At 65.1% G+C, this 26,915-nt stretch carries 30 protein-coding genes and 1 pseudogene; 18 read left to right on the forward strand and 13 right to left on the reverse strand.

Annotation, left to right across the window (positions count from 1 at the left end):
* The first annotated feature begins 99 nt into the window (after window positions 1-99).
* From IWX77_RS03905 to IWX77_RS03930, 6 genes and pseudogenes are all read left to right on the forward strand, one after another.
* Window positions 100-903 carry a COG4705 family protein gene (locus IWX77_RS03905; protein WP_196843206.1) on the forward strand — a complete coding sequence of 268 codons (804 nt, stop codon included), beginning with the start codon at window positions 100-102 and terminating at the stop codon, window positions 901-903.
* A 73-nt stretch (window positions 904-976) separates the two neighbouring features.
* Window positions 977-1,630: a DedA family protein gene (locus IWX77_RS03910; protein ID WP_196843207.1), complete on the forward strand. Its 654-nt coding sequence runs from the start codon at window positions 977-979 to the stop codon at window positions 1,628-1,630.
* Between the two features lie 144 nt (window positions 1,631-1,774).
* Complete coding sequence (locus IWX77_RS03915) at window positions 1,775-2,443, forward strand: response regulator transcription factor (RefSeq protein WP_297414131.1); 669 nt, start codon at window positions 1,775-1,777, stop codon at window positions 2,441-2,443.
* The gene (locus IWX77_RS03920) at window positions 2,443-2,835 is read left to right on the forward strand and encodes a histidine kinase dimerization/phospho-acceptor domain-containing protein (RefSeq protein ID WP_196843209.1); all 393 of its coding nucleotides are present in this window, start codon (window positions 2,443-2,445) and stop codon (window positions 2,833-2,835) included. The genes IWX77_RS03915 and IWX77_RS03920 overlap by 1 nt, the downstream gene beginning before the upstream one ends.
* A 9-nt stretch (window positions 2,836-2,844) precedes the next feature.
* A pseudogene (locus IWX77_RS03925) lies at window positions 2,845-3,395 on the forward strand (sensor histidine kinase).
* A gap of 103 nt (window positions 3,396-3,498) precedes the next feature.
* On the forward strand, window positions 3,499-3,807 hold the full coding sequence (locus tag IWX77_RS03930) for a hypothetical protein (RefSeq protein WP_196843211.1): 309 nt from the start codon (window positions 3,499-3,501) through the stop codon (window positions 3,805-3,807).
* 233 nt (window positions 3,808-4,040) lie between these two features.
* Here the strand turns inward: IWX77_RS03930 and IWX77_RS03935 are convergent, their stop codons facing one another.
* From IWX77_RS03935 to IWX77_RS03945, 3 genes are read right to left on the reverse strand one after another with little or no spacing between them, the layout of a single operon-like run.
* Entirely contained in the window at window positions 4,041-4,205 is a 165-nt protein-coding gene (locus IWX77_RS03935) for a hypothetical protein (RefSeq protein ID WP_196843212.1), read from the reverse strand.
* Window positions 4,206-4,251: 46 nt separating this feature from the next.
* On the reverse strand, window positions 4,252-5,178 hold the full coding sequence (locus IWX77_RS03940; RefSeq protein WP_196843213.1) for a Ppx/GppA phosphatase family protein: 927 nt from the start codon (window positions 5,176-5,178) through the stop codon (window positions 4,252-4,254).
* A 26-nt stretch (window positions 5,179-5,204) separates the two neighbouring features.
* Window positions 5,205-7,541 carry a hypothetical protein gene (locus IWX77_RS03945; RefSeq protein ID WP_196843214.1) on the reverse strand — a complete coding sequence of 779 codons (2,337 nt, stop codon included), beginning with the start codon at window positions 7,539-7,541 and terminating at the stop codon, window positions 5,205-5,207.
* Between the two features lie 187 nt (window positions 7,542-7,728).
* Between IWX77_RS03945 and IWX77_RS03950 the strand changes: the two genes are divergently transcribed.
* Window positions 7,729-9,195 carry a glycoside hydrolase family 1 protein gene (locus tag IWX77_RS03950; RefSeq protein WP_196843215.1) on the forward strand — a complete coding sequence of 489 codons (1,467 nt, stop codon included), beginning with the start codon at window positions 7,729-7,731 and terminating at the stop codon, window positions 9,193-9,195.
* 11 nt (window positions 9,196-9,206) lie between these two features.
* On the opposite strand, the gene IWX77_RS03955 is transcribed toward IWX77_RS03950, so the two are convergent.
* A complete protein-coding gene (locus IWX77_RS03955; RefSeq protein ID WP_196843216.1) occupies window positions 9,207-9,941 on the reverse strand; it encodes an ABC transporter permease in 735 nt (244 codons plus the stop codon).
* Window positions 9,938-10,687 (reverse strand): ABC transporter ATP-binding protein, encoded by a 750-nt coding sequence (locus IWX77_RS03960; protein WP_196843217.1) that lies wholly within the window; start codon window positions 10,685-10,687, stop codon window positions 9,938-9,940. Before IWX77_RS03960 ends, IWX77_RS03955 begins: the two co-directional genes overlap by 4 nt.
* Before the next feature lie 206 nt (window positions 10,688-10,893).
* Here IWX77_RS03960 and IWX77_RS03965 point away from each other — a divergent pair, with 206 nt between their 5' ends.
* The 4 genes from IWX77_RS03965 (at window position 10,894) to IWX77_RS03980 (ending at window position 13,738) form a co-directional block, all read left to right on the forward strand.
* The gene (locus tag IWX77_RS03965) at window positions 10,894-11,385 is read left to right on the forward strand and encodes a GNAT family N-acetyltransferase (RefSeq protein WP_196843218.1); all 492 of its coding nucleotides are present in this window, start codon (window positions 10,894-10,896) and stop codon (window positions 11,383-11,385) included.
* Between the two features lie 49 nt (window positions 11,386-11,434).
* Window positions 11,435-12,019: an SOUL family heme-binding protein gene (locus IWX77_RS03970; protein WP_196843219.1), complete on the forward strand. Its 585-nt coding sequence runs from the start codon at window positions 11,435-11,437 to the stop codon at window positions 12,017-12,019.
* Between the two features lie 252 nt (window positions 12,020-12,271).
* Window positions 12,272-12,838, forward strand: a complete 567-nt coding sequence (locus IWX77_RS03975) for a LemA family protein (RefSeq protein ID WP_196843220.1) — start codon at window positions 12,272-12,274, stop codon at window positions 12,836-12,838.
* Window positions 12,839-12,850: 12 nt separating this feature from the next.
* On the forward strand, window positions 12,851-13,738 hold the full coding sequence (locus tag IWX77_RS03980) for a M48 family metalloprotease (RefSeq protein ID WP_196843221.1): 888 nt from the start codon (window positions 12,851-12,853) through the stop codon (window positions 13,736-13,738).
* Window positions 13,739-13,891: 153 nt separating this feature from the next.
* Here IWX77_RS03980 and IWX77_RS03985 read toward each other — a convergent pair whose 3' ends face one another.
* Window positions 13,892-14,119, reverse strand: coding sequence for a hypothetical protein (locus IWX77_RS03985; RefSeq protein WP_297414108.1), 228 nt, complete (start codon window positions 14,117-14,119; stop codon window positions 13,892-13,894).
* A 200-nt stretch (window positions 14,120-14,319) separates the two neighbouring features.
* On the opposite strand from IWX77_RS03985, the gene IWX77_RS03990 reads away from it, so the two are divergent.
* Both IWX77_RS03990 and ilvA read left to right on the forward strand, forming a co-directional pair.
* Window positions 14,320-15,726 (forward strand): AI-2E family transporter, encoded by a 1,407-nt coding sequence (locus IWX77_RS03990; protein WP_327012053.1) that lies wholly within the window; start codon window positions 14,320-14,322, stop codon window positions 15,724-15,726.
* Between the two features lie 3 nt (window positions 15,727-15,729).
* Window positions 15,730-16,965: a threonine ammonia-lyase gene (gene ilvA / locus IWX77_RS03995; protein ID WP_196843223.1), complete on the forward strand. Its 1,236-nt coding sequence runs from the start codon at window positions 15,730-15,732 to the stop codon at window positions 16,963-16,965.
* A gap of 30 nt (window positions 16,966-16,995) precedes the next feature.
* Here the strand turns inward: ilvA and greA are convergent, their stop codons facing one another.
* Window positions 16,996-17,487, reverse strand: a complete 492-nt coding sequence (greA, locus tag IWX77_RS04000) for a transcription elongation factor GreA (protein WP_196843224.1) — start codon at window positions 17,485-17,487, stop codon at window positions 16,996-16,998.
* Window positions 17,488-17,584: 97 nt separating this feature from the next.
* Window positions 17,585-18,061, reverse strand: coding sequence for a DUF4307 domain-containing protein (locus IWX77_RS04005; RefSeq protein WP_196843225.1), 477 nt, complete (start codon window positions 18,059-18,061; stop codon window positions 17,585-17,587).
* Between the two features lie 100 nt (window positions 18,062-18,161).
* Between IWX77_RS04005 and mca the strand changes: the two genes are divergently transcribed.
* Together mca and IWX77_RS04015 are read left to right on the forward strand one after the other, a co-directional pair.
* On the forward strand, window positions 18,162-19,010 hold the full coding sequence (gene mca, locus IWX77_RS04010) for a mycothiol conjugate amidase Mca (RefSeq protein WP_196843226.1): 849 nt from the start codon (window positions 18,162-18,164) through the stop codon (window positions 19,008-19,010).
* Complete coding sequence (locus IWX77_RS04015; RefSeq protein WP_196843227.1) at window positions 19,007-19,270, forward strand: hypothetical protein; 264 nt, start codon at window positions 19,007-19,009, stop codon at window positions 19,268-19,270. Before mca ends, IWX77_RS04015 begins: the two co-directional genes overlap by 4 nt.
* Window positions 19,271-19,282: 12 nt before the next feature.
* On the opposite strand, the gene trhA is transcribed toward IWX77_RS04015, so the two are convergent.
* Entirely contained in the window at window positions 19,283-19,984 is a 702-nt protein-coding gene (trhA, locus tag IWX77_RS04020; RefSeq protein ID WP_196843228.1) for a PAQR family membrane homeostasis protein TrhA, read from the reverse strand.
* Window positions 19,985-20,053: 69 nt separating this feature from the next.
* On the opposite strand from trhA, the gene IWX77_RS04025 reads away from it, so the two are divergent.
* From IWX77_RS04025 to IWX77_RS04035, 3 genes are all read left to right on the forward strand, one after another.
* Window positions 20,054-20,839, forward strand: a complete 786-nt coding sequence (locus IWX77_RS04025) for an isoprenyl transferase (RefSeq protein WP_196843229.1) — start codon at window positions 20,054-20,056, stop codon at window positions 20,837-20,839.
* Between the two features lie 73 nt (window positions 20,840-20,912).
* On the forward strand, window positions 20,913-22,034 hold the full coding sequence (locus IWX77_RS04030; protein WP_196843230.1) for an aminotransferase class V-fold PLP-dependent enzyme: 1,122 nt from the start codon (window positions 20,913-20,915) through the stop codon (window positions 22,032-22,034).
* Window positions 22,035-22,272: 238 nt separating this feature from the next.
* Complete coding sequence (locus IWX77_RS04035) at window positions 22,273-23,622, forward strand: PhoH family protein (protein WP_442784418.1); 1,350 nt, start codon at window positions 22,273-22,275, stop codon at window positions 23,620-23,622.
* Window positions 23,623-23,866: 244 nt separating this feature from the next.
* Here IWX77_RS04035 and IWX77_RS04040 read toward each other — a convergent pair whose 3' ends face one another.
* Genes IWX77_RS04040 through IWX77_RS04055 form a run of 4 tightly spaced genes read right to left on the reverse strand, consistent with a single transcriptional unit; the run spans window position 23,867 to window position 26,913 of the window.
* Window positions 23,867-25,291 (reverse strand): class II fumarate hydratase, encoded by a 1,425-nt coding sequence (locus tag IWX77_RS04040; protein ID WP_196843231.1) that lies wholly within the window; start codon window positions 25,289-25,291, stop codon window positions 23,867-23,869.
* Window positions 25,292-25,346: 55 nt separating this feature from the next.
* Window positions 25,347-25,997 carry a carbonic anhydrase gene (locus IWX77_RS04045; RefSeq protein ID WP_196843232.1) on the reverse strand — a complete coding sequence of 217 codons (651 nt, stop codon included), beginning with the start codon at window positions 25,995-25,997 and terminating at the stop codon, window positions 25,347-25,349.
* Window positions 25,994-26,647, reverse strand: a complete 654-nt coding sequence (locus IWX77_RS04050; protein WP_196843233.1) for a DUF4245 domain-containing protein — start codon at window positions 26,645-26,647, stop codon at window positions 25,994-25,996. The genes IWX77_RS04045 and IWX77_RS04050 overlap by 4 nt, the downstream gene beginning before the upstream one ends.
* On the reverse strand, window positions 26,644-26,913 hold the full coding sequence (locus tag IWX77_RS04055; protein WP_196843234.1) for an exodeoxyribonuclease VII small subunit: 270 nt from the start codon (window positions 26,911-26,913) through the stop codon (window positions 26,644-26,646). Before IWX77_RS04055 ends, IWX77_RS04050 begins: the two co-directional genes overlap by 4 nt.
* Window positions 26,914-26,915 lie beyond the last annotated feature (2 nt).

Consider the following 26,915-nt stretch of genomic DNA (forward strand, 5'->3'; position numbering starts at 1 on the left):
GCACATTCGTGGATCCCGGTGCCCGTGGATCGCTTCTGTGAGAAGTCTTAGACGTCGACGTGTTCGCTGGTTCTACCGACCCCATCGAAGGAGGAACACTTGTCCACGACCTCAACCCTTTCCATCACCGTTTCACCGTTGCGGCACATTCTGACCAAGGTGCCCGAGGTGACCCTCATCTTCTGGGTGATCAAAGTGCTCGCGACCACCGTGGGGGAGACCGCAGCGGACTTCTTGAACGTTGACCTCGGTCTGGGCCTCACGATCACCTCGATCATCATGACGGTACTGCTCGTCGCCGCACTGGGCGTGCAGTTCACACTGCACAAGTACACCCCGGCCATCTATTGGCTGGCGGTGGTGCTGATCAGTGTCGTGGGCACCCTCATCACCGATAATCTCACCGACAGCCTCGGCGTACCCCTGTGGGTCACGACGGTCGTCTTCGCCGTGGCCCTGGCCGCGATATTCACCGTCTGGGCTATCTCGGAGAAGACCCTCTCCATCCACTCCATCTTCACGCTTCGCCGGGAGGCGTTCTACTGGCTGGCCGTGTTGTTCACGTTCGCCCTCGGCACAGCGGCGGGTGACCTCGTCGCCGAGGGGTTGAATCTCGGCTTCTTCGTCGCCCTTCTCGTCTTTGCTGCAGCCATCGCCCTGGTCGCCGTGGCGTACTTCGTCTTTCACCTCAACGCCGTGCTCGCCTTCTGGATCGCATACATCCTGACCCGCCCGCTGGGCGCGTCCACGGGCGACCTGCTCTCCCAGCCCCTCGCCGACGGCGGGCTGGGGCTCGGGACCACAGCAACGAGTGTGCTCTTTCTGGCCGTGATTCTCATGCTGGTGATCGCCCTCACCCGCCGCTCTCGCACGGCGGACGCACAGCTGACGACGACCGTCTAAATCCAGAGTGCGGGCAGCGGATCCCCGGCCCCTCCTCAGGAATTTCATAGAGAGCCCCTGCAGCATGAAAACTATGATCGTTACCGCACTCTCCGCGTCTGGATTCCTTGATCCACAATCGGTGATCGCGGGTGCCGGCGTCTGGGGCCTCGCTGGCGTCTGCGCCATCGTCTTCGTGGAGACCGGCCTGCTCGTCGGGTTCTTCCTCCCCGGCGATACCCTGTTGTTCTTCACCGGTGTTCTCACTCTCAGCGGTGTTATCAGCCAGCCGCTCTGGGTTGTCATCCCGGCCATTGCCCTGTCCGCCGCGATGGGCGATCAGCTCGGCTACATCATCGGGCGCACGTCGGGCCGGAGGATCTTCGACCGTCGCGATTCCGGTCTCTTCAGCCGCAAGAGCGTCGCACGAACCCAGGGCTTCTTTGATCGGTTTGGCCCGGCGGCCGTCACGATCGCCCGCTTCGTGCCCGTCGTGCGCACCTTTGCTCCCGTCGCGGCCGGTGTCGGCAAGATGCCGCGGCGCGTGTTCACGATGTTCAACATCGTCGGCGCTGTGCTGTGGACGAGCGCGGTCGTGCTCCTGGGCTTCGGGCTGGCTCACGTCCCCGGAGTCGCTGCATTCGCGGCACGGTACATTGATCTCGTGCTGATCGGGATCGTCGTGATCTCTGTGGTTCCGGTCCTCATCAGAGCCACCGTTACTCACCGACAGAAGTCTCGCGCGTGACCATCGACCTACCGTTCTGCGGCAGCGGTTCTGAGGCGTCTCATCCTGGTGTCATCAACGGCACCCCAGGGTCGAGGACATGACCGTCAATGTGCTCACGATCCGTCTACAACGGGTCACGTCGGTCACCGTGTGAAGGTGCTCGTGACCGAGGATGACGTGCGCATCGCGGATGTCATCCGTCGCACCCTCACGGAATCCGGCTATGCCGTGGATATTGCCCACACAGCCCCGGACGGGCTGCAGGCCTTCGAAATTGAAACGTACGATCTGGTCATTCTCGACCTAATGCTCCCGGGACTGCCGGGCGGAGGGATGGACGTGTGCCGACGCATCCGCTTGATAGATAAGAACGTGCCGGTGCTGATGCTCACCGCACTGGATTCCATGCGCACCAAGGTGGAGGGCCTCGACGCCGGCGCTGACGACTATATCGTCAAGCCGTTCCACCTCGTCGAGCTGCTGGCCCGCGTGCGCGCACTGCTTCGACGATCACCGCGCGCACACGCACCCATGCTCCAGGCGCAGGGAGTCACCCTCGACCCGGCCACCCGCACCGCAAAGCGTGCGGGACGCACGATCGAATTGACGGCGAAGGAATTCGCCGTTCTCGAATATCTGATGCGCAACGCGGGCACCATTATCAGCGCCACCGAGCTGATAGATCATGCATGGGACAGCAACTACGACGGGTTCAGTAACGTCGTACAAACCTACATCCGCTACCTCCGGCAGAAGCTGACCGCACCGGGTGAAGCCGACATCATCGAAACCCGGCGCGGCGCCGGATACCTGATCCATGCGGATCGTTGATGTTTCGCCGCGCGATTGTTCGACTCACCGTGACCTACACGGTGGTACAGCTGGTGCTGTTCGCCGCTTTTGCCGTGGGAATTTACGTTTTCGTCACGGGTACCTTTGATTTCGACGCGGCCGAATCCGATGGTGCCGGCGCGCTCAGCGCGGCGGAGCAGGGCTTCGCCAACCTCCGTGCCGGTTTGCTCGTGCTCTACGCCGTGCTCATAGTCCTGATACCCATTTCCAGCTTTGTCATGGCACGCGCAGCCCTCGCGCCGGTGCAGAAAAGCTACGATCTGCAGCAACGCTTCGTCGATGGCGCTTCCCACGAGATGCGCAGCCCGCTCAGCATCATTCAGGGCGAACTGGAACTCGCTCTGCTCACAACCCGCACCCCCGCCGAGTAGGAGCCGGCGATGCAGACCGCCCTGGAAGCCGTCGACGGGCTGACCCTACTCGCCAACGACCTGCTGTTACTTTCCCGCGGCGCCGGAACCGAGCTCAAGAAAACCTACGAACTCGTCGACCTGAACGAGGTCGTCCGGCACGATATCGACGCGCGCGTAAGCAACCCCGCGGATGCCGCTCGGCTAGTTGCTCGCCGTGGAAGGGCCACGGTCGTTCTGGGCTCCCCGGCGTTGCTCGCGCGAGCAATCGGCAACGTCGTCGACAACGCCCTCAAGCTCACCCCGACGCCGGGCACCGTCACCGTCGGCACCGACACCCAGAACGGCACCGGCAGGATCACCGTGCGTGACACCGGAATCGGCATGACGACAACGACCTGCAGCACGTCGTCGACCGTTTTTGGCGATCCGACCGGGCCCGATCCCACCCCGGGCACGGCCTCGGCCTCGGCCTCGGCCTGGTGCAGCAGATCATCCAGGCACACGATGGCCGCATCACGATCACCTCGCAGGCCGGCGTCGGTACGAGTGTCACGGTGAACCTTCCACTCCGCCCGTAATCCGACTGCGCCGGACTGGCTCTCACGCTCATCTCACCTGCCCCGCTCTAACGTCGAAATATGGCCCCGCAGTCGCGGAGCCCACTCTCGAAAGGCACACACCATGCAGAAGAAGATGAAAATTGGCAGCGGCGCAGCACTGGCCGTGGCGCTGGCCGTCGTCGGCGGCATCACCCTCACCGCCGGAGCCCAGGCCACTCCCGCCAGCCCGTCCTCCTCGAGCGTTGAACCCGCCGCGACGTCGGCCGACACCGGCAACGTGCAGAACGAGGTCGAAGACGGCAGCAACGACGGAGAAACCGCCGACGAAACCGGCGTGGAGTCCACCACGGAATCTGGCACCGAGTCTGGTACCGACAACACGAGCGACGACATCAACGGCGTCGCCGTCGAAGACGGCACACAGGACTGACCAATCAATGAATGGTGGCCGGGGCACACGTGCGCCCCGGTCACCGGCGAGGCCGCGTTGCAGCTGTTGCAGCTCGATCGGCCTGGGGTACGCGGTTATGGCGGTGTCCCGTCTCTCAGATTCTGGGCAGCGCCGCGTCAGTCGATGCGCAGGCCGTCGGTGAGCAGGGCGTTGCCCTCATCGATGAAGGCGCCGAACGGATCGTCGTACTCGGTGTGCGGCCAAGGGCCGGCTCACTGTTCGTAGCCGACCCGGCCGAGTAACACCCTGTCGACGCGATGCATCATGGCCGTCATTTCAGTGCCCAGTTCCGCGTCGACGCTGTCGAATTGCCAGAGGTTGGGTGATTCAACCACGCCATCAATCGATATGAACAGGTCGGCGGTCAGTCTTCGCATCAGAGTTCCTCCGGAAGGTCGGTGTGACCGGAAATGCTCGTGCCGATCAGCGCAGGCGGTCGAGGTACCGCAGAATAACGCCCTCGCGCAATGCCCAGGGTGATACCTCGAGCTCCGCAGCCCCGAACGCGGCCATCGCCGCGCCGAGCACGATGCCGCCGGCCACGATCTGAAAGGTGCGGTCGGCGGTGATGCCGGGCAGCGCCGGTCTTGCTTCGGCCGGAATGCGGGCCAGACGCGGCACCCAGTCTTCGAGCCCAGCGCGACCGAGGCGCAGTCGGTCGGCGGCACCCACGCCGTCCGAGGTCGTGCCGGCCAGTCGGGCCAGCGAACGGATCGCCTTCGACGACCCGACAATGTGTTGCGGGGTCGGCAAATGCACGAACGCACCGACCGCATCGCGCAGGACGGATGCCGCGTGCTTGCGAAGCGCCGCTACCTCTTGCGGCAGTGGAGGATCGTGGTGCAGAAAGCCGATCGTACTGCGTCCGGCGCCGAGCGGGAGCGAGAGGGCGACCTCAGGAAATTCGCTGCCACCAGCGGCGATCTCGAGAGACCCGCCGCCGATGTCGAACAGGAGGATATTGCCGGCCGACCAGCCGTACCAGCGCCGCACGGCCAAAAAGGTCAGTCGGGCCTCGTCTTCGCCCGACAACACCTGCAGGGCGACACCGGTTTCCCGTTCGACCCGGTCCAGCAGTTCGGGTCCGTTGGTCGCGTCGCGCAACGCCGAGGTGGCGAACGGCAGCAGTTCGTCGATGTTGTGCTGCTGGGCGACATTCGCTGCGTGTTGCACCGCGGAAAGAACCGCCGCGACACCCTCGTCGTTGATGGCGCCCTCGGGAGTGATGTAGCGCATGAGGCGCAGCACGCTCTTGTCGGCAGCCATCGGCACCGGCGGGGCGCCTTCGTGCGCGTCGACAACCAGCAGGTGGACGGTATTTGAACCGACGTCGAGAACTCCTAGGCGCACATGTGTACGATACAGCCTGCGGCGGCCTAGCGCTGGGTCGGCACGACGAACCGCTGCCAGGCCCACGCACTCGCGCACAACGCGGCAAAGGTTCCAGCAGAGATCCCCAGCGCCAGCCCGGTGCCCTCGCTCCGCAATTGCTCGACCATCGGGGCGAGTGCCGCGAACAGAATTCCGTAGGTGACGACGGTCAGGCCGGTCCACACGGGCGGCGACCAGGCCAGAATGCGGCGCCCGCTGGTGTGCCCGATGGGCACCAGAATCAGCACCGCCGAGCCGATGGCAGCGAGCACGATCGTGTTGCCCGTCTCGGCCGCGAGCGAGGTGACGAAATCGCTGGCGCCGGGCAGTAGCGACCCGAGCGACCAGGCGAGCACGGCTAATGCCGCGAGAGCGCCCACCCGCACGGCAGCGAGCTGGCCGCGCTGCGCCGGTGTGGGGTGCTGGGGCGTGGGATGCGCGCCGGCCAGGCCCGCAGCATCCGTTTTGGCAAAGAGGGTGACGCTGCCGAGTAGCCCGAACAGCAGTGCGGGGTGCACGTCGAACAGGCGGGATGCGATTGCTGCGGCCGCGATGAGCAACAGATAGCTCGGCAGAAATATGACCGTTCCGTGCAGCCGCAATACGCGCGAACTCCACCACAGCGGAACCAGCATGGCCACCGCGTTGACCAGCACCAGCCCGATGATCACGGCGACGAGCAGGCGCAGGTAAGCCGGCTGGTCAATGACCGGGCCGGACAGCATGACAAACGTTGCCGCAGCAAGCAGTGCCGCGCCGCCGCGCACCCACCGGTTGAGATGCATGGTCGGTGCGACCTCGAATTCTTCGCGCACGCGGTTGCGTCCCGCCAGTGCTGGCAGCGCCCGAGGGGGTCGGCCGCTGCGGGTGCGTGAAATGGTGCCCGCGAGCATGCGCAGGGGCACCGCAATCAGCACCAGCGCACCGAGGGCGAGCAGACCGGCCTGCAACCAGGGAAACCGTGAGCCGTTGCCGCTCGGGCCGATGGCCGCGGCAAACCGGGTCGGGTCATTCCACTGACCCGGAAAAACGGAGGCCCCCTCCGCCGCTTCTGGCTCCGCAGCTTCCGGGTCGGGCGCGCCGGCACCCGGCGTCGGCGTCGGCGTCGGCGTCGGCGAAGGCTCGGTCGTCGCACCGGGCACGGCCACCGAACCGTCGGGTGACGGCGAGGCCTCGGCGCTCGGGGTCGGTGCGACCGGTGGCGTTGCAGAGGCGGACTCAGAAGGCGTCGGGGTCGGTGTCGTCTCGGAGACGTAGCTGACCGACGCGGGCGTGCTGCCTGCACCGACGTTGCCGGCGGCATCCTTCTGCACGGCGATGATCGAGTACGATCCGGCGGCCACTCCGCCGGCCGAGCAACTCCAGGATCCGCCGGTCACCGGGGCGGAGCAGACCGAGTAGGCGCCGGCGAACACCGTCACCGTGGCGCCGGTTTCCCCGGTGCCGGTGTACCGGGCGCCAGCGACAGAAACCTGGGCGCCAGCGCTTGGAGCCGTCAGGACCGGGGCATCCGGTGCGGTGACGTCGAACACGATCGTGACCGGCGCGCTCGAGTTCGACGATGACGGGCCGCTGAACGATGAACGCTGGCTCGCGGTCACGTCCCGGCTGCCGTTCGTGAGGGGGCCCGAGAACAGACAGGCCCAGGCGCCGGACCCGTCGGCGGTGCTGGAACAGGTGTCACCCTTCGGCAGCAACGCGGTCACGGTGGCTTGGGGATGCCCGGTTCCGCGCACCCAGCCGTTGGAGTCTGAGCCGCTCAGTCCGCCGAGCACCGTCGGTGCGCCGAGCACAGCGACGGTCATCTCATCGCCGAGGCTCGAATCACCGGTGACGACGACGTGCAGCGTGATCGCCGGACCGTTTTGCAGGTAAATATTGTCACAGGTCCAGGTCGTTGCCACCTCGGCAACGATGCACAGCGGGTCCCCGCCGCGCGGAGATAACAACTGAATCTCCTGGTTGGTTTGCTTTGACCCCGACACGCTCGTGCGATTGCTGCTGATGAATTGGCCGCTACCCGGGCTCACAATCTGAGGACTCGTTGCCGGAGGGGTGGTCGAGTTGGGGATGGGGAGAGGGTTCTCGGTGGCCGAGGGGGTCGATTCGGCGTCGGTTGCCAACGGTGCCGCCAACGGTGCCGCCACCGGTGCCGCCACCGGTGCCGCCAACGGTGTCGTTTCGGGCGTCGAGGTCGTCAGCAAATCCGCAGCGTGCACCGGCGACAGGACCGGGGCCGCCAGGGTGATGGCGCAGCCCAGCAGTAGCGCAACGACGGTCGTCCGGGCGCGTGGAGACCGCGCCCAGACGCCCCGGACTGCGATACGAGCTGATTCGGACACAACTCACCCCCTGAACAATTTGACGGGCAGTAGGCGGTAAAGTCAACCTCCTACGCCCCGAGAAAAGTAACAAACCAGAGGAATTCTTCGCGGCACCTCCTGGGCTGCCTCCGAGCGGCCGCAAACGTGACACCCTTCATACGAAGCGGATGCCCCCGCGTCGCCCGCCGAAAAGAGTCTCACCCCCATGAATCCCACGCCTCGCACCCCTGGATCAACGTCGACGCGCGCCGTCGCAGCCCGGGACTGGGAACACCGCGCTGGCGAGCTTGGCGATCGTCTGCCGACGGGGTTCGAGGTAGCCGTTGCCACTTCCGCTTTTCAGATCGAGGGCGCCGCCCGCGACGGTGGCCGCGGCGATAGCGTCTGGGACGCCTTCAGCCAGATGCGCGGGCGCATCCGCGATGGCTCGAATGCCTCCGTCTCGGCCGACCACGTGAAGAACTATGCCGCCGACGCCGCCCTGCTACGTGACCTCGGTGTCGATTCCTACCGGTTCTCCCTCGGCTGGACCAGACTGCAGCCGGAGGGTCGCGGGGCGCTCAACCGCAATGGACTCGCGTTCTACGATCGCGTGCTCGACGCGCTGCTGGCCGACGGCATCCGTTCGACGGCCACTCTCTCGCACTGGGACATGCCCGCGGCCCTGCGCGGCGGCTGGCTGAACCGCGACACGGCGGGCCGCTTCGCCGACTATGCCCACGCGGTGGGGGAGGCGTTCGGCGACCGCATCGACGCCTGGGCCACCCTCACCGAGCCGGCCACGGTCACAACGAAGGGCTATGCGCTGGGCACCCACGCGCCTGGGCGTACCCTGCTATTCGACGCGCTGCCGAGCGCGCACCACCAGCTGCTCGCGCACGGCCTCGCCGTGCAGGGCCTGCGCGCCGCCGACGTGCGCGGACGCATCGGCCTCGTCAACTCCCACACCCCGGTGCAGTCCGCGACCGACCGTGACCAGGACCGCTCCTATGCGGCCCTGTACGACCTGCTACAGAACCGCCTCTTCTCCGACCCGGTGCTGCTCGGCCACTACCCCGACCCGCTCGAACCGTTCGCGCTCGAGCTGCGCACCCTGCTCGAGGCCGACCCCGACGACCTGCGCACGATCCACCAGCCGCTCGACTTCTATGGTGTGAGCTACACCGAGCCCAGCCGCATCGCTTCCGGCCCGACCACCCTCACCGCACCCGACGGGCAGCCGATCCCGGTCACGTCGTGGCCGTTCCACCTCGAGCCGTTACGCGAGCACGCCACCACCTCGGCCGGCGCCGTCAACGCCCCCGAGTACGTCGCTGTAGCGCTGGCCGAACTGGCCGGGCGCTACAGCGACCTACCGCCGGTCTACCTGTCGTTGGCCGGCGGCGCCTTCTTCGACCACGCGGATGCCCGCCACTTCGTGCACGACCCGGCTCGTATCGACTACCTCGCCGAACACCTCGTCGCCGCCCTCGACGCGACCGCCGCGGGAGCCCCGGCCGCCGCCGTCGATCTGCGCGGCGTTGCCTTCTGGTCCCTGCTCGACGCGTTCGAGTGGGACGGCGGTTACACCCAGCCCACCGGCCTCGTGCACGTCGACTTCAGCAACGACCGACGCACGCGCACCCCCAAATCCAGCTATCGCTGGCTGCAACACGCCCTCACCAACCGCTGAGGCAGTAACCGTTAAGGCGTGCGCCGGCGCAGCGTCACCGATCCGAGCACGACGGCTCCCACGATCCACGCGCCGATGATCAGCAGCTCCCCGCCGACATAGGCGGCGTCCTGCGAATCCGTCGCGACCGCCTGCAGTGCGTCGATCGCGTGCGACAGCGGCAACCAGTCGCTGATCGCGCGCAGCACATCGGGCAGTTGCTCGCGAGGCAGAAAAATGCCGCCGAGCAGAATTTGCGGAAAAACCAGCGCCGGCATGAACTGCACGACCTGAAACTCCGTGCGGGCGAACGCGCTTGCGAGCAGGCCAAGCGTCGTGCCGAGCACCGCATCCGCGACCGCGACGGCGAGCAACAGCCAGATCGACCCGGAGATCTCCAGCCCGCACACCCACACCGCAAACGCCACGGCCACCGAGGACTGTGCCACCGCGAGTAAGCCGAACGCGAGCGTATAACCCAGGATCAGGTCACCCTTGCCGAGCGGCATCGACAGCAGACGCTCGAGCGTGCCGGTGCGTCGCTCTCGCAGGGTCGTGATGCTCGTCACGAGAAACATCACGATGAACGGAAACAGCGCGATCATGCCCGGCCCGATCGTGGCGAACACCGGGGTGTCCGAGAAGATCCAGGCCAGCAGCCCGATCAGCAGGCTCGGCACCACGAGCAACAGAACGATGGTACGCGGGTCGTGCCGCACCTGGCTGAGCACCCGGCCGGCCGTAGCGAGGGTGCGTTGCGGGTTCATGAGGCGCTCCCGCTCGGTTCGGCAAGCGGATGCTGGGCGATCAGCGCCAGAAAAGCTCCCTCGGTATCGCTGGTTCCGGTCGCCGCGAGCAACCCCTTCGGGGTGTCATCGGCCAGAATCTCGCCGTCCCGCATGAGTAGCAGCCGGTCGCACCGGCTGGCCTCGTCCATCACGTGACTGGAGATGAGCAGGCTCGTTCCGGAGGCGGCGAGCTGATGGAACAGGGTCCACAGCTCGACCCGCAGCACGGGGTCAAGGCCCACCGTCGGTTCGTCGAGCACGAGCAGGTCAGGGGAGCCGAGCAAGGCTCCGGCCAGAGACACCCGACTGCGCTGCCCGCCGGAGAGTGACCCGACGAGCTGACCCGCTTGGGCGCTGAGGTCTGTCAGGGCGAGCACGCGGTCGACGTCGCTGCGCGGAGCGCCGAGCACGGCACGAAAATATTGCAGGTTCTGCCGCACGGTGAGGTCGTCATACACACTCGCGTCCTGCGTGACATAGCCCACGCGGTGGCGAAGCGACGCCGATCCGGCCTCCCGGCCGAGCACCGTCACCGTGCCGGACTGCACCACCTGTGCGCCGACGATCGTTCTCAGGAGTGTGGTTTTACCGCATCCGCTCGGGCCAAGCAGCCCCACCACGACTCCGCGGGGAACGCTGACCGACAGCCCATGCAGCACCGGATGCTTTCCCCGACGCACATGCAGATCGGTAACCTCAACCGCGGGGACGGATTTGTTCACCATGTGCGAACTCTTCGCCGCCGCACCCGCCGTGTCAAGCTCATAAAGGGTGATCCTGTAGCCGCTCCGATTGCCCAGAGGCTAACCGGACTGGGTTCAGGCGCAGTCGCGGAAGGTGCCTGTCTCGTCGTCTGAGCTCGGTGCATTCAGCGCGGGATCCGCTGATGGGCGCCCAATACCTCGCTCGCTCGGCAAGTAGTGTGGAACGCATGATGTTTGCGTTGCCGATCCTTGTCTCTGCGGCATCGCCGACATCCGCCGAAGCCAAAAACGTATCGCTTCGGTACTACGAGGACATCGTGAGTCGCTACCACGGTCGTCCCGCGCTTCGGCAGGAGATTCTGGCCGCCCAAGCCGGGTATCCCAGCGATGACCTCGTTTCTCCCACGGGGCTTCTCCTGCTCGCCCGCGAGGGGGACACCGTGCTCGGCTGCGCCGGGATGCGGATTCGCCCCGGCGAGATCGGCGAGGTGACCAGGGTCTTCGTTGAACCGGATGCCCGCGGTCAGGGCGTGGGCCGGCTTCTCATGGAGACACTGGAACGGGAATGCCGCGTGGTGGGGCTCACCGCATTGCGGTTGGACACGCGAACCGACCTCGTCGAGGCGCGAAGACTTTATTCTTCGCTGGGCTTCATCGAGGGCGAAGCGCACAACACGGACCCCTACGCGAACCATTGGTTCCGAAAAGAACTGCGGTGATGCCCAGGTCTGGGAGCGCACACCCAGCCAGCTGGAGTACGTTCAGGTCGTGACTGAGCAACAGCCCTACCACGTCGTGCACAGCTACGACGACTTTGAACTGCGCCGGTACCCGGAACACCTGCTGGCCGAGGTCACAACGGACGGCCCATTTGAGGACGCCGGCAACAGGGCCTTCCGGTACCTGTTCTCGTATATCACCGGGGCGAACCAGTCACGCCAGAAAGTCGCCATGACAGCGCCCGTGCTGCAATCAAATGCTGCAGAAACGATTGCGATGACCGCGCCAGTTCTGCAGCAGAGCCCTGGCGATGCGTCCGGTCCGGGAGACCGTGAAAAGTTCCGCGTTGCTTTCGTTCTGCCGGAGGGCATGACGGCCGAAACTGCGCCGCAACCCACCGACCCCCACGTTCAACTACGCACGGTGCCCGCCAGCATGGCCGGTGCGATCCGCTTCAGCGGACGCTGGAGCCAAGCACGCTACCAACGGCAACTCGCACAGTTGCGTGCGGCGCTCGCCTCTGCCGGGCTCACTGTCGTTGGGCCACCGAGATCTGCCCGATTCGATCCGCCATTCAAGCCGTGGTTTCTGCGTCGAAATGAGGTTTTGCTCGACGTCGAATCGTCGAACTAAGGCGACTGACACCCCGCTCGAACTCGCTCTAGCAACGATTTCTGGACAGGACCACCGAGTTTCTCAAGCTCTTGGATCGTTCCCGTCGCGAGTTCCCCGCGCGCCTTGAGCTTGCTTGGAGTGTTATGGGAAGCGGGTGGGAGCCTCCGGGGTCGCGGTTAGTATTGGCAGGTACGCACGGGGGGTCGTTTTGGCCAGTCAATGTCTCCGTGCCAACGTACACATCGTGCCAATTTGCAAGGAGACGCTGCCATGGAATGGCTCATCCCGGTTTTGATCGTTGTCGCACTCGTCGCCATCGTGGGTATCTATCTCTGGTCGACGTACAACTCCCTCGTAACGCTCAACGTGCGCGTCGACGAAGCGTGGAGCGACATCACGGTGATGCTCAAGCGTCGTGCCGACCTGCTGCCCAACCTGATCGAAACGGTCAAGGGCTATGCAGCACACGAGAAGAGCGTGTTTGAGAACGTGACTCGTGCTCGGGCCGAGACCCTGTCGGCACAAGGCCCGGCCGATGCATCCGCTGCGGAAAACCACATGCAGACCGCGCTGAAGAGCATCTTCGCCGTCGCTGAGGCCTACCCGCAGCTTCAGGCCAGCCAGAACTACCTGCAGTTGCAGGGCGCCATCGTCGACACCGAGGACAAGATCCAGGCCGCGCGTCGCTTCTACAACGGTGGCGTGCGCGAAATGAACACCAAGATCAAGGTGTTCCCGAATCACCTGTTCGCCGTCAACCTCGGTTTCACCGAACGCGAATTCTTCGAGGTGGCCGATTCCGCAGCGATTGCGGAGCCTCCCCGCGTGCAGTTCTAACGGAGCGCATCGATGTACAGCGCGATAGCTAAGAACAAACGCAACACCGTCTTCATCATGATCTTCTTCTTCGCGCTGATCGTGGGGCTCGGCTGGCTGGCCAACTATTACGTCTCCGGCGGGCAGAGCTACGGGTTGTTCATTACCGTGATCATCGTCACCGGCCTGTACGTGCTCATTCAGTACTACGCCGCAGGCCGCCAGGCGGTTGCGATGAGTGGTGGAATCAAGGTCAACAGCCAGGCCGATCACCCCCGGCTGTGGCGCATCGTCGAGAATCTGTCGATCACGACCGGCACTCCGATGCCCGAGGTCTACATCATCAACGACCCGGCACCCAACGCATTCGCCACCGGCCGCGATCCCAAGCACGCGATCGTCGCCGCGACCACCGGCCTGCTCGACATCATGGATGACGCCGAACTGGAAGGTGTCATGGCCCACGAGATCGGCCACGTGCGCAACTATGACATCCGCGTCTCGATGGTCGTGTTCGGCTTGGTCGTCGCGATCGGATTCATTTCCGACATTTTTCTGCGCATGGCTTTCTTCGGCCGCAACAACAACAGCAACGGCAACCCCGTCGTCATGGTGTTCGGCATTGTCGCCATGATCGTGGCCCCGCTCATCGCCACGATCGTGCAGCTCGCCGTGAGCCGCCAGCGCGAGTATCTAGCGGACGCCACGAGCGCGTTAACGACGCGCCACCCCGACGCCCTCGCCAGCGCCTTGGCCAAGCTTGGCGAATACGGCCGCCCGATGAAGAAGCAGAACACGTCGATGGCGCACCTGTGGATCTCTGACCCGCTCAAGCCCGGCGCCATGAGCAAGCTGTTCGCGACGCACCCACCGATCGCCGACCGCATCGAACGCCTGACCGCGATGGGCCGCAAGTTCTAACTTTTTTTAGTCGAGCTTGTCGAGCTTGTCGAGCTTGTCGAGCTTGTCGACCTTGTCGAGCTGGTCGAACTTGTCGAGCTGGTCGAACTCGTTGGTCGTGCTTGTCGAGACCATAACCCTCCGTGGTCTCGACACGCTCGATCAACGGATTGGTTACTTCCGTTCTGCAGCCAGTCCGGACGCGAGCGGGCTGCGCGGCATGACCTCGAACTCACCGAGCCCCTGCCAGAGCGCAGCGTCATGCAGTACCGCGGCGAGCCGCCCCGCAGCGTCGACCGGGGCACCGTTTTCAGCCTCGGCCGCCTGCACCCGCAGCACGCCCGCCTGCCGGTCGTTCTTCAGGTCGACGCGGCGCAGCGCGCGGGCGCGCTGCCAGACCACCGGTCTGACGGCGACAAAATCGTCTGCGCGTCGATGGCGCGGGCCAGGGCGGGCGAGACTGTCGCGGGGCGCCCGTGTGAAGTATCGATGCGACTCTATCCGGCGCGAAGGCACTCTGCCGTGCACCGAAAAGGAATCGCACGTTTAGACCCGAAGAGTGGCGACGACGATGGGCCCGGTGGCAGTCTTAGACTGAGCGGGTGAGTGAATCCACGGGCAATCCAGGTGCACGGGCGCTGCTGCGGCTGCGCCGCCGACGAACCAATGAGCAGGAGCGCGAAGCCCGGGAGCTGTCGCGGTCCGAACTGCTGGTCACACCGGTCGAGGGGCGCGCGCCCGCACCGAATGGTGTTCACGAAAACCTGCCAGCCAGCGTCCGCTTGGCCGCAGCCTGGTCGTGGCGACTGATCGTCATTGCTGCTGGTATCGCAGTTCTCATCTTCCTAATCATTCAATTGCGCCTCATCATCATTCCGTTGCTCGTCGCAGTGTTGGTATCGGCGCTGCTTGTTCCCTTCGTGGCCTTTCTGGTACGTCATCGGTGGCCGAAGGGACTCGCCGTGGCCACGGCGATGGTGGGCACTCTCGTGCTCGTCGCCGGGTTGGTGACCCTCGCGTCCACGCAGATCGCCGAGGGCACCGTCGGGCTGAGCGACCGCCTGACAGCGAGCTTTAACAGCCTCAAGTCGGTGCTCGCGGCGTCGCCATTACAGCTGTCGGACACCGAGATCACGAACTATCTGCAGCAGGGCTGGACGGCGATCCAAAACGACAGCGCTGTCTTTATCAGTGGAGCCCTGTCGGTCGGTACGACCCTCGGACACCTGCTGACCGGGCTTCTGCTTGCCCTGTTCAGCCTGCTGTTCATCCTCATCGACGGCAAGTCAATCTGGGACTGGATCGTGCGCTTCTTTCCGAAGCGGGCGCGCGCGGCCGTGGATGGCGCTGGTATCGCCGGCTGGACAACTCTGGGTAATTTCGCCAAGGTGCAAATCCTGGTGGCATCGATCGATGCCGTCGGCATCGGTGTGGGCGCAGCCCTGCTCGGGGTGCCGATGGCCATCCCGATTGGCATCCTGGTCTTTCTCGGCTCGTTTATTCCCATTGTCGGTGCTGTCGCCACCGGATCGGTCGCCATCGTGATCGCCCTGATCTTCAACAATTGGGCCGTCGCCCTCGCCATGCTCGGCGTCGTGCTGCTCGTTCAGCAGGTTGAAGGACACGTTCTGCAGCCGCTCATCATGGGAACCGCCGTCAAGGTGCATCCGCTTGCCGTTGTGCTCGTGGTCGCCGCCGGAGCGCTGCTCGCCGGAATTCCGGGCGCCCTGTTTGCCGTGCCGATTGCCGCGGTGTTGAACGCGATGACGAGCTACATCGCCGGCGGATCGTGGCGGTCGAGTCCGCCGACGGCGGTGCCGGCGATGGGCTCGGTGCTGTGGCAGACTGTGCCGCAAAGCCGACCGGGCTACCGGTCGACTGGCGCACCCGCGCGCGAGGCACGGGTGGTGCGGCCGCGCAGCATCCGCACCACCCGTGACGGGTCCGCCCGCAGCACACCCTCGGATTCCCGCGCACCTCGCGCCACGCACGACAGTTCGGAGAACTAAGACATGCCTGAGACCACCCTCGTCACACCCACCCTCGCTGAATTCGAGGCTGCGCGTGCGGTTGTCGCCCGTGTCGCCGATGTGACCCCGATGGAGAGCTCACGGTACCTGACCGATGTTTTGGGGGCACCGGTCTACCTCAAGTGTGAGAATTTGCAACGCACCGGCTCATACAAGATTCGGGGCGCCTACAACCGGCTGTCCAAACTCACCGACGAGGAGAAGGCTCGTGGAGTCGTCGCGGCCTCTGCCGGTAACCACGCTCAGGGGGTGGCGTTCGCCGCGCGCGAGCTGGGCATCAAAGCCACCATCTTCATGCCGGTCGGGGTTGCGCTGCCCAAACTGTTGGCGACGCGCGATTACGGTGCCGAGGTCATTCTGCGCGGTACGACCGTGACCGAACCGCTGCTCGCTGCGGCCGAATATGCCCGCGAGACCGGTGCGATCCTCATTCCGCCTTTTGATCACGCGGATGTTGTCATCGGGCAGGGCACGCTCGGTCTCGAAATTCTCGACCAGGTTCCCGATCTTCAAACGGTCATCGTGCCCATCGGTGGCGGCGGGCTGATCTCCGGTGTGGCCAGTGCGCTCAAGCAGCGCGCCGCCCGCGACGGGCGCCGCATCCGGGTCATTGGGGTGCAGGCTGAGAATGCGGCCGCCTACCCACCCTCCCTCGAGGCTGGCGAGGCCATGATGATCAGCATTCTGCCGACCATCGCCGACGGCATCGCGGTCGCCAAGCCGGGACTGCTCAACTTCGAGATTGTGCGCGACGCCGTCGACGAGATCGTCACCGTCAGCGAGGACGACACCGCCCGGGCGCTGCTCGTGCTGCTGGAACGCGCCAAGCTCGTCGTCGAACCGGCCGGAGCGGTGGCGGTCGCCGCCATCCTGGCCGGCAAGGTCACTCCGACAGGGCCGACCGTGGCGATCCTCTCGGGTGGCAACATCGATCCCCTGCTGATGCAGCGTGTGATCAGCCACGGCCTCGCCGCGTCGGGTCGTTACCTCACGCTGCGAATCATGCTGCCGGACCGCCCGGGCCAGTTGGCTCGCATCTCCGAGCTGCTCGCCGAGGCGACCGCCAACGTCGTCGAGGTGCTGCACACGCGGCACGGAGTCGGCCTGCGGATCAGCGAGGTCGAGCTCGACGTCAGCGTCGAGACGCGGGGGCCCGAACACAGCCAGCACGTCGTCGACACGCTGCGCGCGGCTGGCTACGACCCGCAGATCGACTAGCCGAACACGAAGCAGGCCCCGCGACGACGGTCAGGCTCCGGTGAAAGTCTCCACGTTGGAGATGTGCACGGTGATCTCTTTGCCGTTCGGCGTGGTGTAGCTCGTCTTCGCGCCAACCTTGAGGCCGATGATCGCCGCACCGAGCGGGCTTTGTTCGCTGAAGACGTCGAGGTCGCTATTGGCGCCGATTTCGCGGCTGCCGATCAGAAAACGGCTCTCGTCGCCGGCGATCGTGGCGGTGATGACCGTGCCAGGAACGACGATGCCGTTACTTTCGGGAGCGTGGCCGACTTCAGCGGTGCGCAGCAACACGGTGAGGGTGCGGATGCGCGCCTCCATCTTGCCCTGCTCTTCTTTGGCCGCGTGGTAGCCGGCGTTCTCCTTGAGATCGCCCTCTTCCCGGGCGGATTCGATTTTCTTTGCGATGTCGCCCCGGCCGAAGTTACTCAGTGCTGCCAGTTCCGTTGCGAGGCGATCGTGGGCCTCTTGGGTCAGCCAGGTCACCGTTGTGTCGGTTGTCACGAGTGATCTCCTTTATTACGCTCAAGCGCAGAAAGGCCGGTTGTGGCCGCGCGGATAAAGTTGATGCCCCGACGAATGCCGAGGCGAATACGTCAGTTTAGGTCAGCCAGCACTGGTAAATCAAACCCGTGTTACTCAGGTCGGTGGTGCGCAGAATCTCGGTGAATGACCGGTTGTACAGCGTTGACGGCGGCAGATCGATGATCTTCCAGCCGACCACAGAATAACTCTCGTTCAGGGCCTGAACCGCGCAACTCGCCGTGCGGTTCACCGGAAGCGACACCTCGAACGTGACGCTCACCGTGTGCTCATCGATGATGGTGTGCCCAATATCACGCGCTTCGATTTGAGTGGATGCCCCATCCAGTCCGGTCCACAGCACCCAGGCTCCCAACACCAGCACGAAAATGCCACCCAGTCCCCACAGGATTCGGCGGTCACGCCGTTTGCGAGTGGGCGTGCGCCCGTAGCGCGATTGGATCACGTCGCTCTCGACCGGCGGAGGCGCAGCCGAGACCTCAGATTCGTCGAGACGGTAGGGCTCGCGGCTCTGCTGAACTCTGTTTACGGGCACTGGTGATTTCACACTTTCGATGGAGCGATTAGGCTGGTATCTAGGTTATCTGGCCTAAGGTTATCCGGCATTCCTGAGGAGTATGGTGACGCTGCGACTGATGGCTGTGCATGCCCATCCTGACGACGAGTCGAGCAAGGGCGCCGCAACGTACGCCTACTACCGCAGCCTCGGCGCTGAGGTGCTCATCGTGAGCTGCACCGGCGGTGAACGGGGCAGCGTCCTGAACCCTGCCCTCACCGCCAACGCCATGGCTGAACGCGATATGACCGGTCTTCGCCGCATCGAGATGCGAGGTGCGCAGCAGGCCCTGGGCGTGCAGCACCGCTGGCTCGGCTTCGAAGATTCCGGCATGAACGACGACAAGTCGGTGCCGGCGAACTCTTTCGCCGACATTCCGCTGGAGTATTCGGCCGAACCGCTCGTGTCGATCGTGCGTGAGTTTCGCCCCCAGGTCTTGATCACCTACGACGAAAACGGCGGCTACCCGCATCCCGACCACATCCGCTGTCACGAGGTCTCCCTTGAAGCGTTTCGTGCGGCCGCCGACCTGGATCGGTACCCGAATTCGGGTGCGCCGTGGCAGATCGATAAGCTGTACTACGACCGCATCTTCAACCTGGAGCGCGTCGACGCGATGTACCTCGCGCTCAGCGTGAAGGAGCCGGACTCCCCGCTTTTGGAACCACTCGGTGAAGCCCGAGAGTGGATGAAGAACTACCCGAAGCTGGCCACCACCCACGTTCCCGCCGGAGAGTTCCTGGAGGCGCGCGATGCGGCCCTCCGCTCGCACGCCAGCCAGGTTTCCCCCGAGAGCAGCTTCTTCTTCTGGCCCAATGACCTCATTCGTGAGGCCTGGCCCTACGAAGACTTTCAGCTCATCGAATCGAAAGTAGACACCGAAATGCCCGAATCCGATCTTTTCGCTGGAATTCAGGACGACGAATGATCACTCTGATCACCGTCGTGCTCGCCGCCACGCCGACCCCCGACCCGGACTTCGACCCGAACACCGTTACCCCGGGTGTTGTCGGATTCATCGTATTCTTTCTGGTGGCCTTCGCGACCCTGCTGCTGTGTTTCGACGTGGTTCGTCGCATCCGTCGCACCACCTACCGCGCCGAAATCAAGGAGCGGCTCGACGCCGAACTCGCGGCGCGCGACATCGACCCGAACGCACCCCGCACGCCGGGCGACAAGCCCGAATAATCACGCTGTCCGCTACGGGTAGAGCGGATGCGTGGCGATCAGCAGAATCGCCACGAAATGACACAGAAACGCCACGACCGTGAGGGTGTGGAAGATCTCGTGAAAGCCGAACACTCCCGGAACCGGGTTGGGCTTCTTCAGCCCGTAGACGACCGCGCCAACCGTGTAGCAGAGTCCACCGACCAGAATCAACGTCATCATGGTGGCGTTGGCCTGAAAAAAATCCACGATGAACAGCAGGGCCCCGTAGCCGAGCAGCAGGTAGAGCGGCACGTACAGCCAGCGCGGGGCGTGAATCCAGAACACTCGAAAGATGGTGCCGAGCCCGGCTCCGCCCCACACCAGCCACAGCAGCAGCGCGGCTTTCTCCGGCGGCAGCGCGAGCACGGTGATCGGCGTGTACGACCCGGCGATCAGCAGAAAAATGTTGGCGTGGTCGATGCGTTTAAGAATAATGCGGGTGCGCGGCTGCCAGTTGAAGCGGTGGTACAGAGCCGAATTGCCAAAAAGCAGCATCGAGCTGAGCACGAACACGGCCGAGCTGATCTTGGCCGCGGAGCCCTCGGCGAGCACGAGCAGCACGATGCCGGCCACGATCGTCACGGGAAAAGTCCCGGCGTGAATCCAGCCGCGCCAGGTCGGCTTGACGTCCTCCGGATGGGCGTCAGCCGCCTCGATCAGTGGCAGATTGGTACTGGAGTGCTCGGTAGCCATGGTGCAAGGATACGACAGGGCGCGGCCCGCGTGCCCTGAACGCTTGTCGGAGTGGACTAGCGTAAATGTGTGCAGAAACCCCAAGTTCCCTCAGCGCGCGGCCTCCTCTACAGGCTGTATCAGCGCCGCTTGAGGCGCGGACTCACGCCGGCGCATCTGCCCCATCACGTCGCCATGATCATTGACGGCAACCGGCGCTGGGCCCGGCAATTGGGGTTTCAGACGGCCGCACACGGGCACCGTGCCGGTGCCGCCAAGATGCTTGAATTTCTAAAATGGTGTGACGACCTCGAAATTTCGGTGGTCACCCTGTACCTGCTCTCCTCCGACAATCTCACACAACGCCCGAGTGATGAACTGGCCGATCTGATCGAGATCATCGCTGATCTCGCTGAGGAGCTCTCGCACTATCGCAACTGGCGGGTACAACAGGTGGGGTCGAAGACCGGCCTGCCCCTTCCGCTCGTTGCAGCGCTTGATGCAGCGGATGCCCGCACCAGCGAGCGAACGGGACTGCACGTGAATCTCGCGGTCGGCTACGGCGGGCGCACCGAGATCACCGACGCGATGCGCAGCATTGTCGCCACCCATCACGCGCACGGTGGCACGCTGGAGGATCTCGCGGAGACCCTCACGCCCGAGCTGATCGGCCAGCACCTGTACACCGGCGGTCAGCCCGACCCCGACCTCGTCATCCGTACGTCGGGCGAGCAGCGGCTCAGCGACTTCATGCTGTGGCAGAGCGCGCACAGCGAGTTCTACTTCGTCGAAGCCCTCGGGCCTGACCTGCGGCAGATCGATTTTCTGCGAGCCCTGCGTGACTTCTCCCGTCGCCAGCGTCGCTTCGGCGGCTAGCTCGGTTCTGGCGCCGGGTGGGGTTCGACCAGCAGGGGGGGAGTATTTGTTCGACAACCGATTGGACCCGAGCATGAATTCTTTTCAGAGCTTCACCGATGGCTTTCGTGACGAACCCGGGTACCTCGACTTCGGCCGGGTCGGCCCGCTCTCCGAGGCCGTCGTGGCAGAGACCCTGGGCCAGACCGAGGTGCTTTCCCGTGCCCGGTACGGCAGCCTCGACCACCTCGTCGAACAAGACCTGCGGGCCCGCACCGCTGTCTCCGAACTCACCGGTTTCACCCCCGACCAGATTGTGCTGCAGCCCAACACCAGCTCGGGCCTGATGCAGGCCATGTTCGGTCTGACCGGTGCCGTGCTGCTCTCTGCCGGGGACTTTCCCAGCGTGCCGTTCGCGGCCGTGCGGGCCGCTGAGGCCCTGCACGTGGTCACTCCGCTCTGGTTGGAAACCGACCACGGCCGCGTCACCCCGGGGGAGATCCGCGACCAGCTCACCCCGGCGGTTGTGGCCGTTGCGGTGTGCCTCGTCGATTCCCGCACGGGCTATCGCACCGACCTCGACGGCATCCGTCAGGTCATCGGCGATCGTTTGCTGATCGTTGACGCCATCCAGGGCTTCGGCGTCGTCGACGCCGTCTATGAGGCAGCGGATGTCGTCGCCTCCGGTGGTCAGAAATGGATGCGGGCCGGCTGGGGCACCGGTTTTCTCGCCCTGAGCGAGCGGGCGCTCGAACGCCTCGTGCCGGTCTACTCCGGCTACGTCGGCACCGACATCGACGACCCGTGGGATGAAGTCACCCCGCCCAGCCACGGCGCCCGCGCGTTTCGGGTGACCAACGGCGACGCCATCGCGCAGGCCCGGTTCGCTGCAGCCCTCGAGCAGACCGCTGATGTCGGTGTCGACGTCATTCAGACCGCCGTGAACGACAACGTCTCCCAGATCATCGAACTCGTCGACGAATTCGTCATCGACATTGTCTCGCCTCGGGACACCAAGGAACGGGCGGGCATCGTCGTACTGGAGCCTCCGGCGGAACTGCTGACCACCCTCGTGGCGAGCCTGCACAACCACGGCATTACCGCGACCACCCGCGACACCACTGTTCGCCTGAGCGTGCACGCGGCCCTCGACCCCGACACGGTGACCATGCTGAGGGGCGCCCTCACCGACTACGCGCTCGCCACTACCTACTAGACAGTCTCGGCGGCGGTACCGGCAGCGCCATCCGGTGAACCCGGCGTCTGCCCCAACGTCAGGTGAACGTCACATTTCAGTGGGCGTGTCGGGTTCCTTTTTGCGTCCGTTCGTCGTAGCGTCACTTGCATCAGGTACGGCACCTGATCGAGACGGCCATATAAGTACGGCTCGAGAATTGCTTGATGGCCAGCTCGCCAATGTGATCCGCGTCTCGTGACGCAGGGTGGGAGTGGCTGTGACCGCTAATCGAACCGACGCCAACGCGACTGACCGGGTGGAGGCATCCGTTTCGCAATCCGAGCGCACCTTCGTGTTGGACACCTCGGTGCTTCTGTCAGATCCGAAAGCGATTTTCCGCTTTGCCGAGCACGCCGTTGTATTGCCGGTGGTGGTGATCAGCGAACTGGAGTCCAAACGCAACGACCCGGAAATCGGGTATTTCGCCCGGCAGGCGCTGCGCAACCTCGACGAGCTGCGGCTCAAGCATGAGCGCCTCGACTTTCCGATTCCGGTCGGCGAGGGCGGCAGCCTGCGGGTGGAACTGAACCACTCCAACATGTCGGTACTGCCGTCGGGTCTGCAACTGGGCGACAACGACTCGCGCATCCTCGCCGTGGCCCTCAACCTGGCCAACGACGGAATGACCGTGACCGTCGTCTCCAAGGACCTACCGCTGCGGGTGAAGGCCGCGTCCCTCGGCCTCGCTGCCGATGAATACCGGCACGAACTCGCCGTCGACTCCGGTTGGACCGGCATGGACGAGATCACCCTCAGCGCCGAGCAGATGAGCGTGCTCTACGACAAGGAGACGCTCGACTCGCGCACGGTGCAGGACATGCCCATCAACACGGGCCTCGTCATTCATTCCGACCGCGGGTCAGCCCTCGGCCGGGTGACCAGCCGGGGCACGCTCAAGCTCGTACGCGGCGACCGCGACGTCTTCGGACTGCACGGCCGGTCGGCCGAGCAGCGCCTCGCGATTGATCTGCTGCTCGACCCGGAGATCGGCATTCTCTCGCTCGGCGGGCGGGCCGGAACCGGGAAGTCGGCGCTCGCCCTGTGCGCGGGACTGGAAGCCGTGCTGGAGCGTCAGCAGTATCGCAAGATCATGGTGTTCCGGCCCTTGTATGCGGTTGGCGGCCAGGACCTCGGCTTTCTGCCCGGTGACCAGGGCGAGAAAATGGGGCCTTGGGCGCAAGCGGTGTTCGACACGCTCGGCGCGATCGTGTCGGAGAATGTGGTCGAGGAGGTGCTGGAGCGGGGCATCCTCGAGGTGCTCCCGCTCACCCACATTCGCGGCCGGTCCCTGCACGACGCCTTCGTGATCGTCGACGAGGCACAGTCGCTCGAACGCAACGTGCTGCTGACCGTGCTGAGCCGCATTGGTCAGAACTCGCGCGTGGTACTCACCCACGACGTCGCCCAGCGCGACAACCTGCGGGTCGGCCGCTTCGACGGCGTGGCCAGCGTGATCGAGACGCTGAAGGGGCATCCGCTGTTCGCACACATGACACTGACCCGGTCGGAGCGCAGCGCTATTGCGGCACTGGTCACGGAGATGTTGGAGGGTAACGAGGTTATGTAGTTGCCTTGAGCGGATGCCTGTCGTCTTGTCGTAGTCGACCGCCTGAGCGACAGGTCATTCGGCTTCAGCTCAAACAATGGCTGGTGGGGGCCAGCTCTGTGGTCGCGGCATCGGGAATTATTCGAGCCAGTCGCATTCCGCGGGGGAGCCGGCCCCACCAGCCATAACTCGGCACCCCGCGAACAACCTGCCGCCCCGGCTCGTTTTCGAGGCTGGGGCGGCAGTTCTGGCGGGGTGGGGCTGGTTACTTCTTCTGCGGGGGGCGCGTCATGCTCAGCACGTCGAGGGCCACGTCGAGCTCGGCGAGCGTGAGGTCGCCACGTTCCACGTGACCGAGCGCAATGACAGCCTCGCGCACGGTGAGGCCCTCGGCGACGGCCTTCTTGGCAACCTTGGCGGCGGCTTCGTAGCCGATGACGCGGTTCAGCGGCGTGACGATGGAGGGCGACTTCTCGGCCAGTGCGCGAGCGTGCTCGAGGTTGGCAACGAGACCGTCGACGGTCTTGTCGGCAAGCACGCGGGTCGCGTTGGTCAGCAGACGGATCGACTCGAGCAGGGCGGTTCCCATCACCGGGATACCGACGTTGAGCTCGAACGAGCCTGAGGCGCCGGACCAGGCGATGGTGGCATCGTTGCCGATGACGCGCGAGCAGACCATGAGCACGGCCTCCGGAATAACCGGGTTGACCTTGCCGGGCATGATCGACGAACCCGGCTGCAGGTCAGGAATGTTGAGTTCGCCGAACCCGGTGTTGGGGCCTGAGCCCATCCAGCGCAGGTCATTGTTGATCTTGGTCAGCGAAACTGCGATGGTGCGCAGGGCGCCGGAGGCGTCGACGAGGCCGTCGCGGTTGGCCTGGGCCTCGAAGTGGTCGCGCGCTTCGGTGATCGGCAGTTCGGTTTCGGCCACGAGCAGTTCGATGACGAGCTGCGGAAAGCCGTACGGGGTGTTGATGCCGGTACCGACAGCGGTGCCGCCGAGCGGAACCTCGGCGACGCGGGGAAGGGCCGTGCGGATGCGCTCGATACCGAGGCGCATCTGGCGGGCGTAGCCGCCGAACTCCTGGCCGAGGGTGACCGGGGTGGCGTCCATCAGGTGGGTGCGGCCGGCCTTGACAGCCTCTTTCCAGAGTTCCGCCTTGGTCTCGAACGAGACGGCGAGGTGGTCGAGCGCGGGGATGAGCTCGTCGATCAGCGCGCTCGTGACGGCGATGTGCACCGAGGTGGGAAACACGTCGTTCGAGGACTGGCTCGCGTTGACGTGGTCGTTCGGGTGCACCGTGCGGCCAAGGGCGCGGGTCGCGAGGGTCGCGATGACCTCGTTCATGTTCATGTTCGAGGAGGTGCCGCTGCCGGTCTGGTAGACGTCGATCGGAAACTCGGTGTCGTACTGGCCGGTGATGACCTCGTCGGCGGCTGCGGCGATCGCGTTGGCAATGTCCTGGTCGAGCACGCCGAGCTGGGCGTTGGCGAGGGCTGCCGACTTCTTGATGCGGGCGAGGGCCGCGATCTGCGCAGACTCAAGGGTGGAGCCGGAGATCGGGAAATTCTCCACGGCTCGCTGTGTCTGGGCGCCGTAGAGTGCGTCCGTTGGAACCCGGACCTCACCCATCGTGTCGTGTTCGATCCGGTAGCCGGCGTTTGCGGAGGTGTCCACCACTATGTGCATTCCCTTTCGGTGCTGTATGAGAGTCGTGCTGTGCGCAACGGGTGCGCGGGCGGGTCTAAATGACGCCCACCACGATGTTGGGGTCGGCGTGTCCTTCGAGAAGGACGTAGTTCGCGCCAACGATAGCCAATGTACCTTCTGCGATGGCCGCGCTGATCACCTCGGACTGTTCGAGTAGTTCGGTGACCGTGTGTTTGAGATGTTCCCGGCCGACGTGGCCGGCATCGACCTTCGTCGGCTCCACGAACGTGGATGCCCTCAGCCCGTTCACTTGACGCACCGCCGGCACGATCTTCTCGATCAGATGCGCGATGTGGGCGGGCAGGGCCGGGGCATCCGCTGCTTGAGAATCGATGGCGGCGCGCACCGCACCGCACTCGTCGTGGGCGAGCACGAGAATCAGCGGAACATGCAGCACAGCGACCGCATATTCGAGCGAGCCGAGTACGGAATCGGAGATGACCTGGCCGGCGTTGCGCACGACGAACAGATCACCGAGGCCCTGGTCGAAGATGATCTCGGCCGCGAGGCGGGAGTCGCTGCAGCCGAACAGCGCTGCGTGCGGGGTCTGTTGGCCAACGAGCTCGGCCCGCCGGTCGACGTCCTGCCGGTGCCGGGGGGTGCCGGCGACGAAGCGCACGTTTCCCTCGCGCATTTCGTTCCAGGCCTCGGCCGGAGACGGAACAGCATTCGACGCCGGGTTCATTCGGCCGCGTTCTGCGCCACGTTTTCGGCCAGCGCGGTGGCGAGGGTTTCGAAGTCGCCGGTGGGCGCCGTACCGATCAGCACGTAGGTGCTGGCACCGGCAGCTGTCACGAGGGCATAGTCGAAGTTGCCCCGGTCGCCGGCCGCTGCGCTGTTGCGGTACACGTCCCAGGTCACTCCAGCGATGCTGACGCTGTCGACGACGGGCGAGTCGGGCAGTTTCTGGGCGAGCCAGGTGGGGTTGGCGTTGAAGGCCTGGCTGAATCCGATGTACTGGTTGCCGGGCGTGAGTAGCCCGATGTACCAGGACGGTACCTGGCCGTTGGTTCCGGCCTGCCACTCGGTGTCGTTCGCGCTCCAGCCGTCGGGCAGCTCGGGGATGGCGAGGGCGTGGTCAACGACCGGCTGCAACTGGGCGGCAACGCTCGCGTAGTCGACGTCGCGGTTTATCGGGTTGTCGCTGCGCGGTACCAGGAGCACGAGAACAAGCACGGCGCCGACGGTCACCAGCAGTGAGAGCACGAGATTGTTGACGGTTTTGTGCGACCGGTATTTGCGCGAGTTCTCGGCGAGTCGTTCGGCGGTCTCCTGCGGAGTCTCCGGCCGACCCAGCTCGGCGACGACGCGCGGCTGCTTGGGGGCGCGGCTCATCTGGTGGGTGTGTCGTCGGTACTGGTGTCGGTGGCGCCGGCGGGCGCCGTCGCGGCCAGTCGGGCGGCGTCGAGGCGGGCCTTGGCTCCGATCAGCCATTCCTCGCAGCGGCGGGCGAGCGCTTCGCCGCGTTCCCACAGCGCGAGCGACTGCTCGAGCGTGCTCGAACCCTGCTCGAGTTCGTTCACGACGCGGATGAGTTCATCGCGGGCCTGTTCGTAGCTGAGATCACTGATGGCGGGGGCAGGCGAGGTCATGGCATCCATTC

Origin of the sequence: Cryobacterium sp. CAN_C2 (assembly GCF_015751745.1) — a bacterium.
Lineage (GTDB): Bacteria > Actinomycetota > Actinomycetes > Actinomycetales > Microbacteriaceae > Cryobacterium.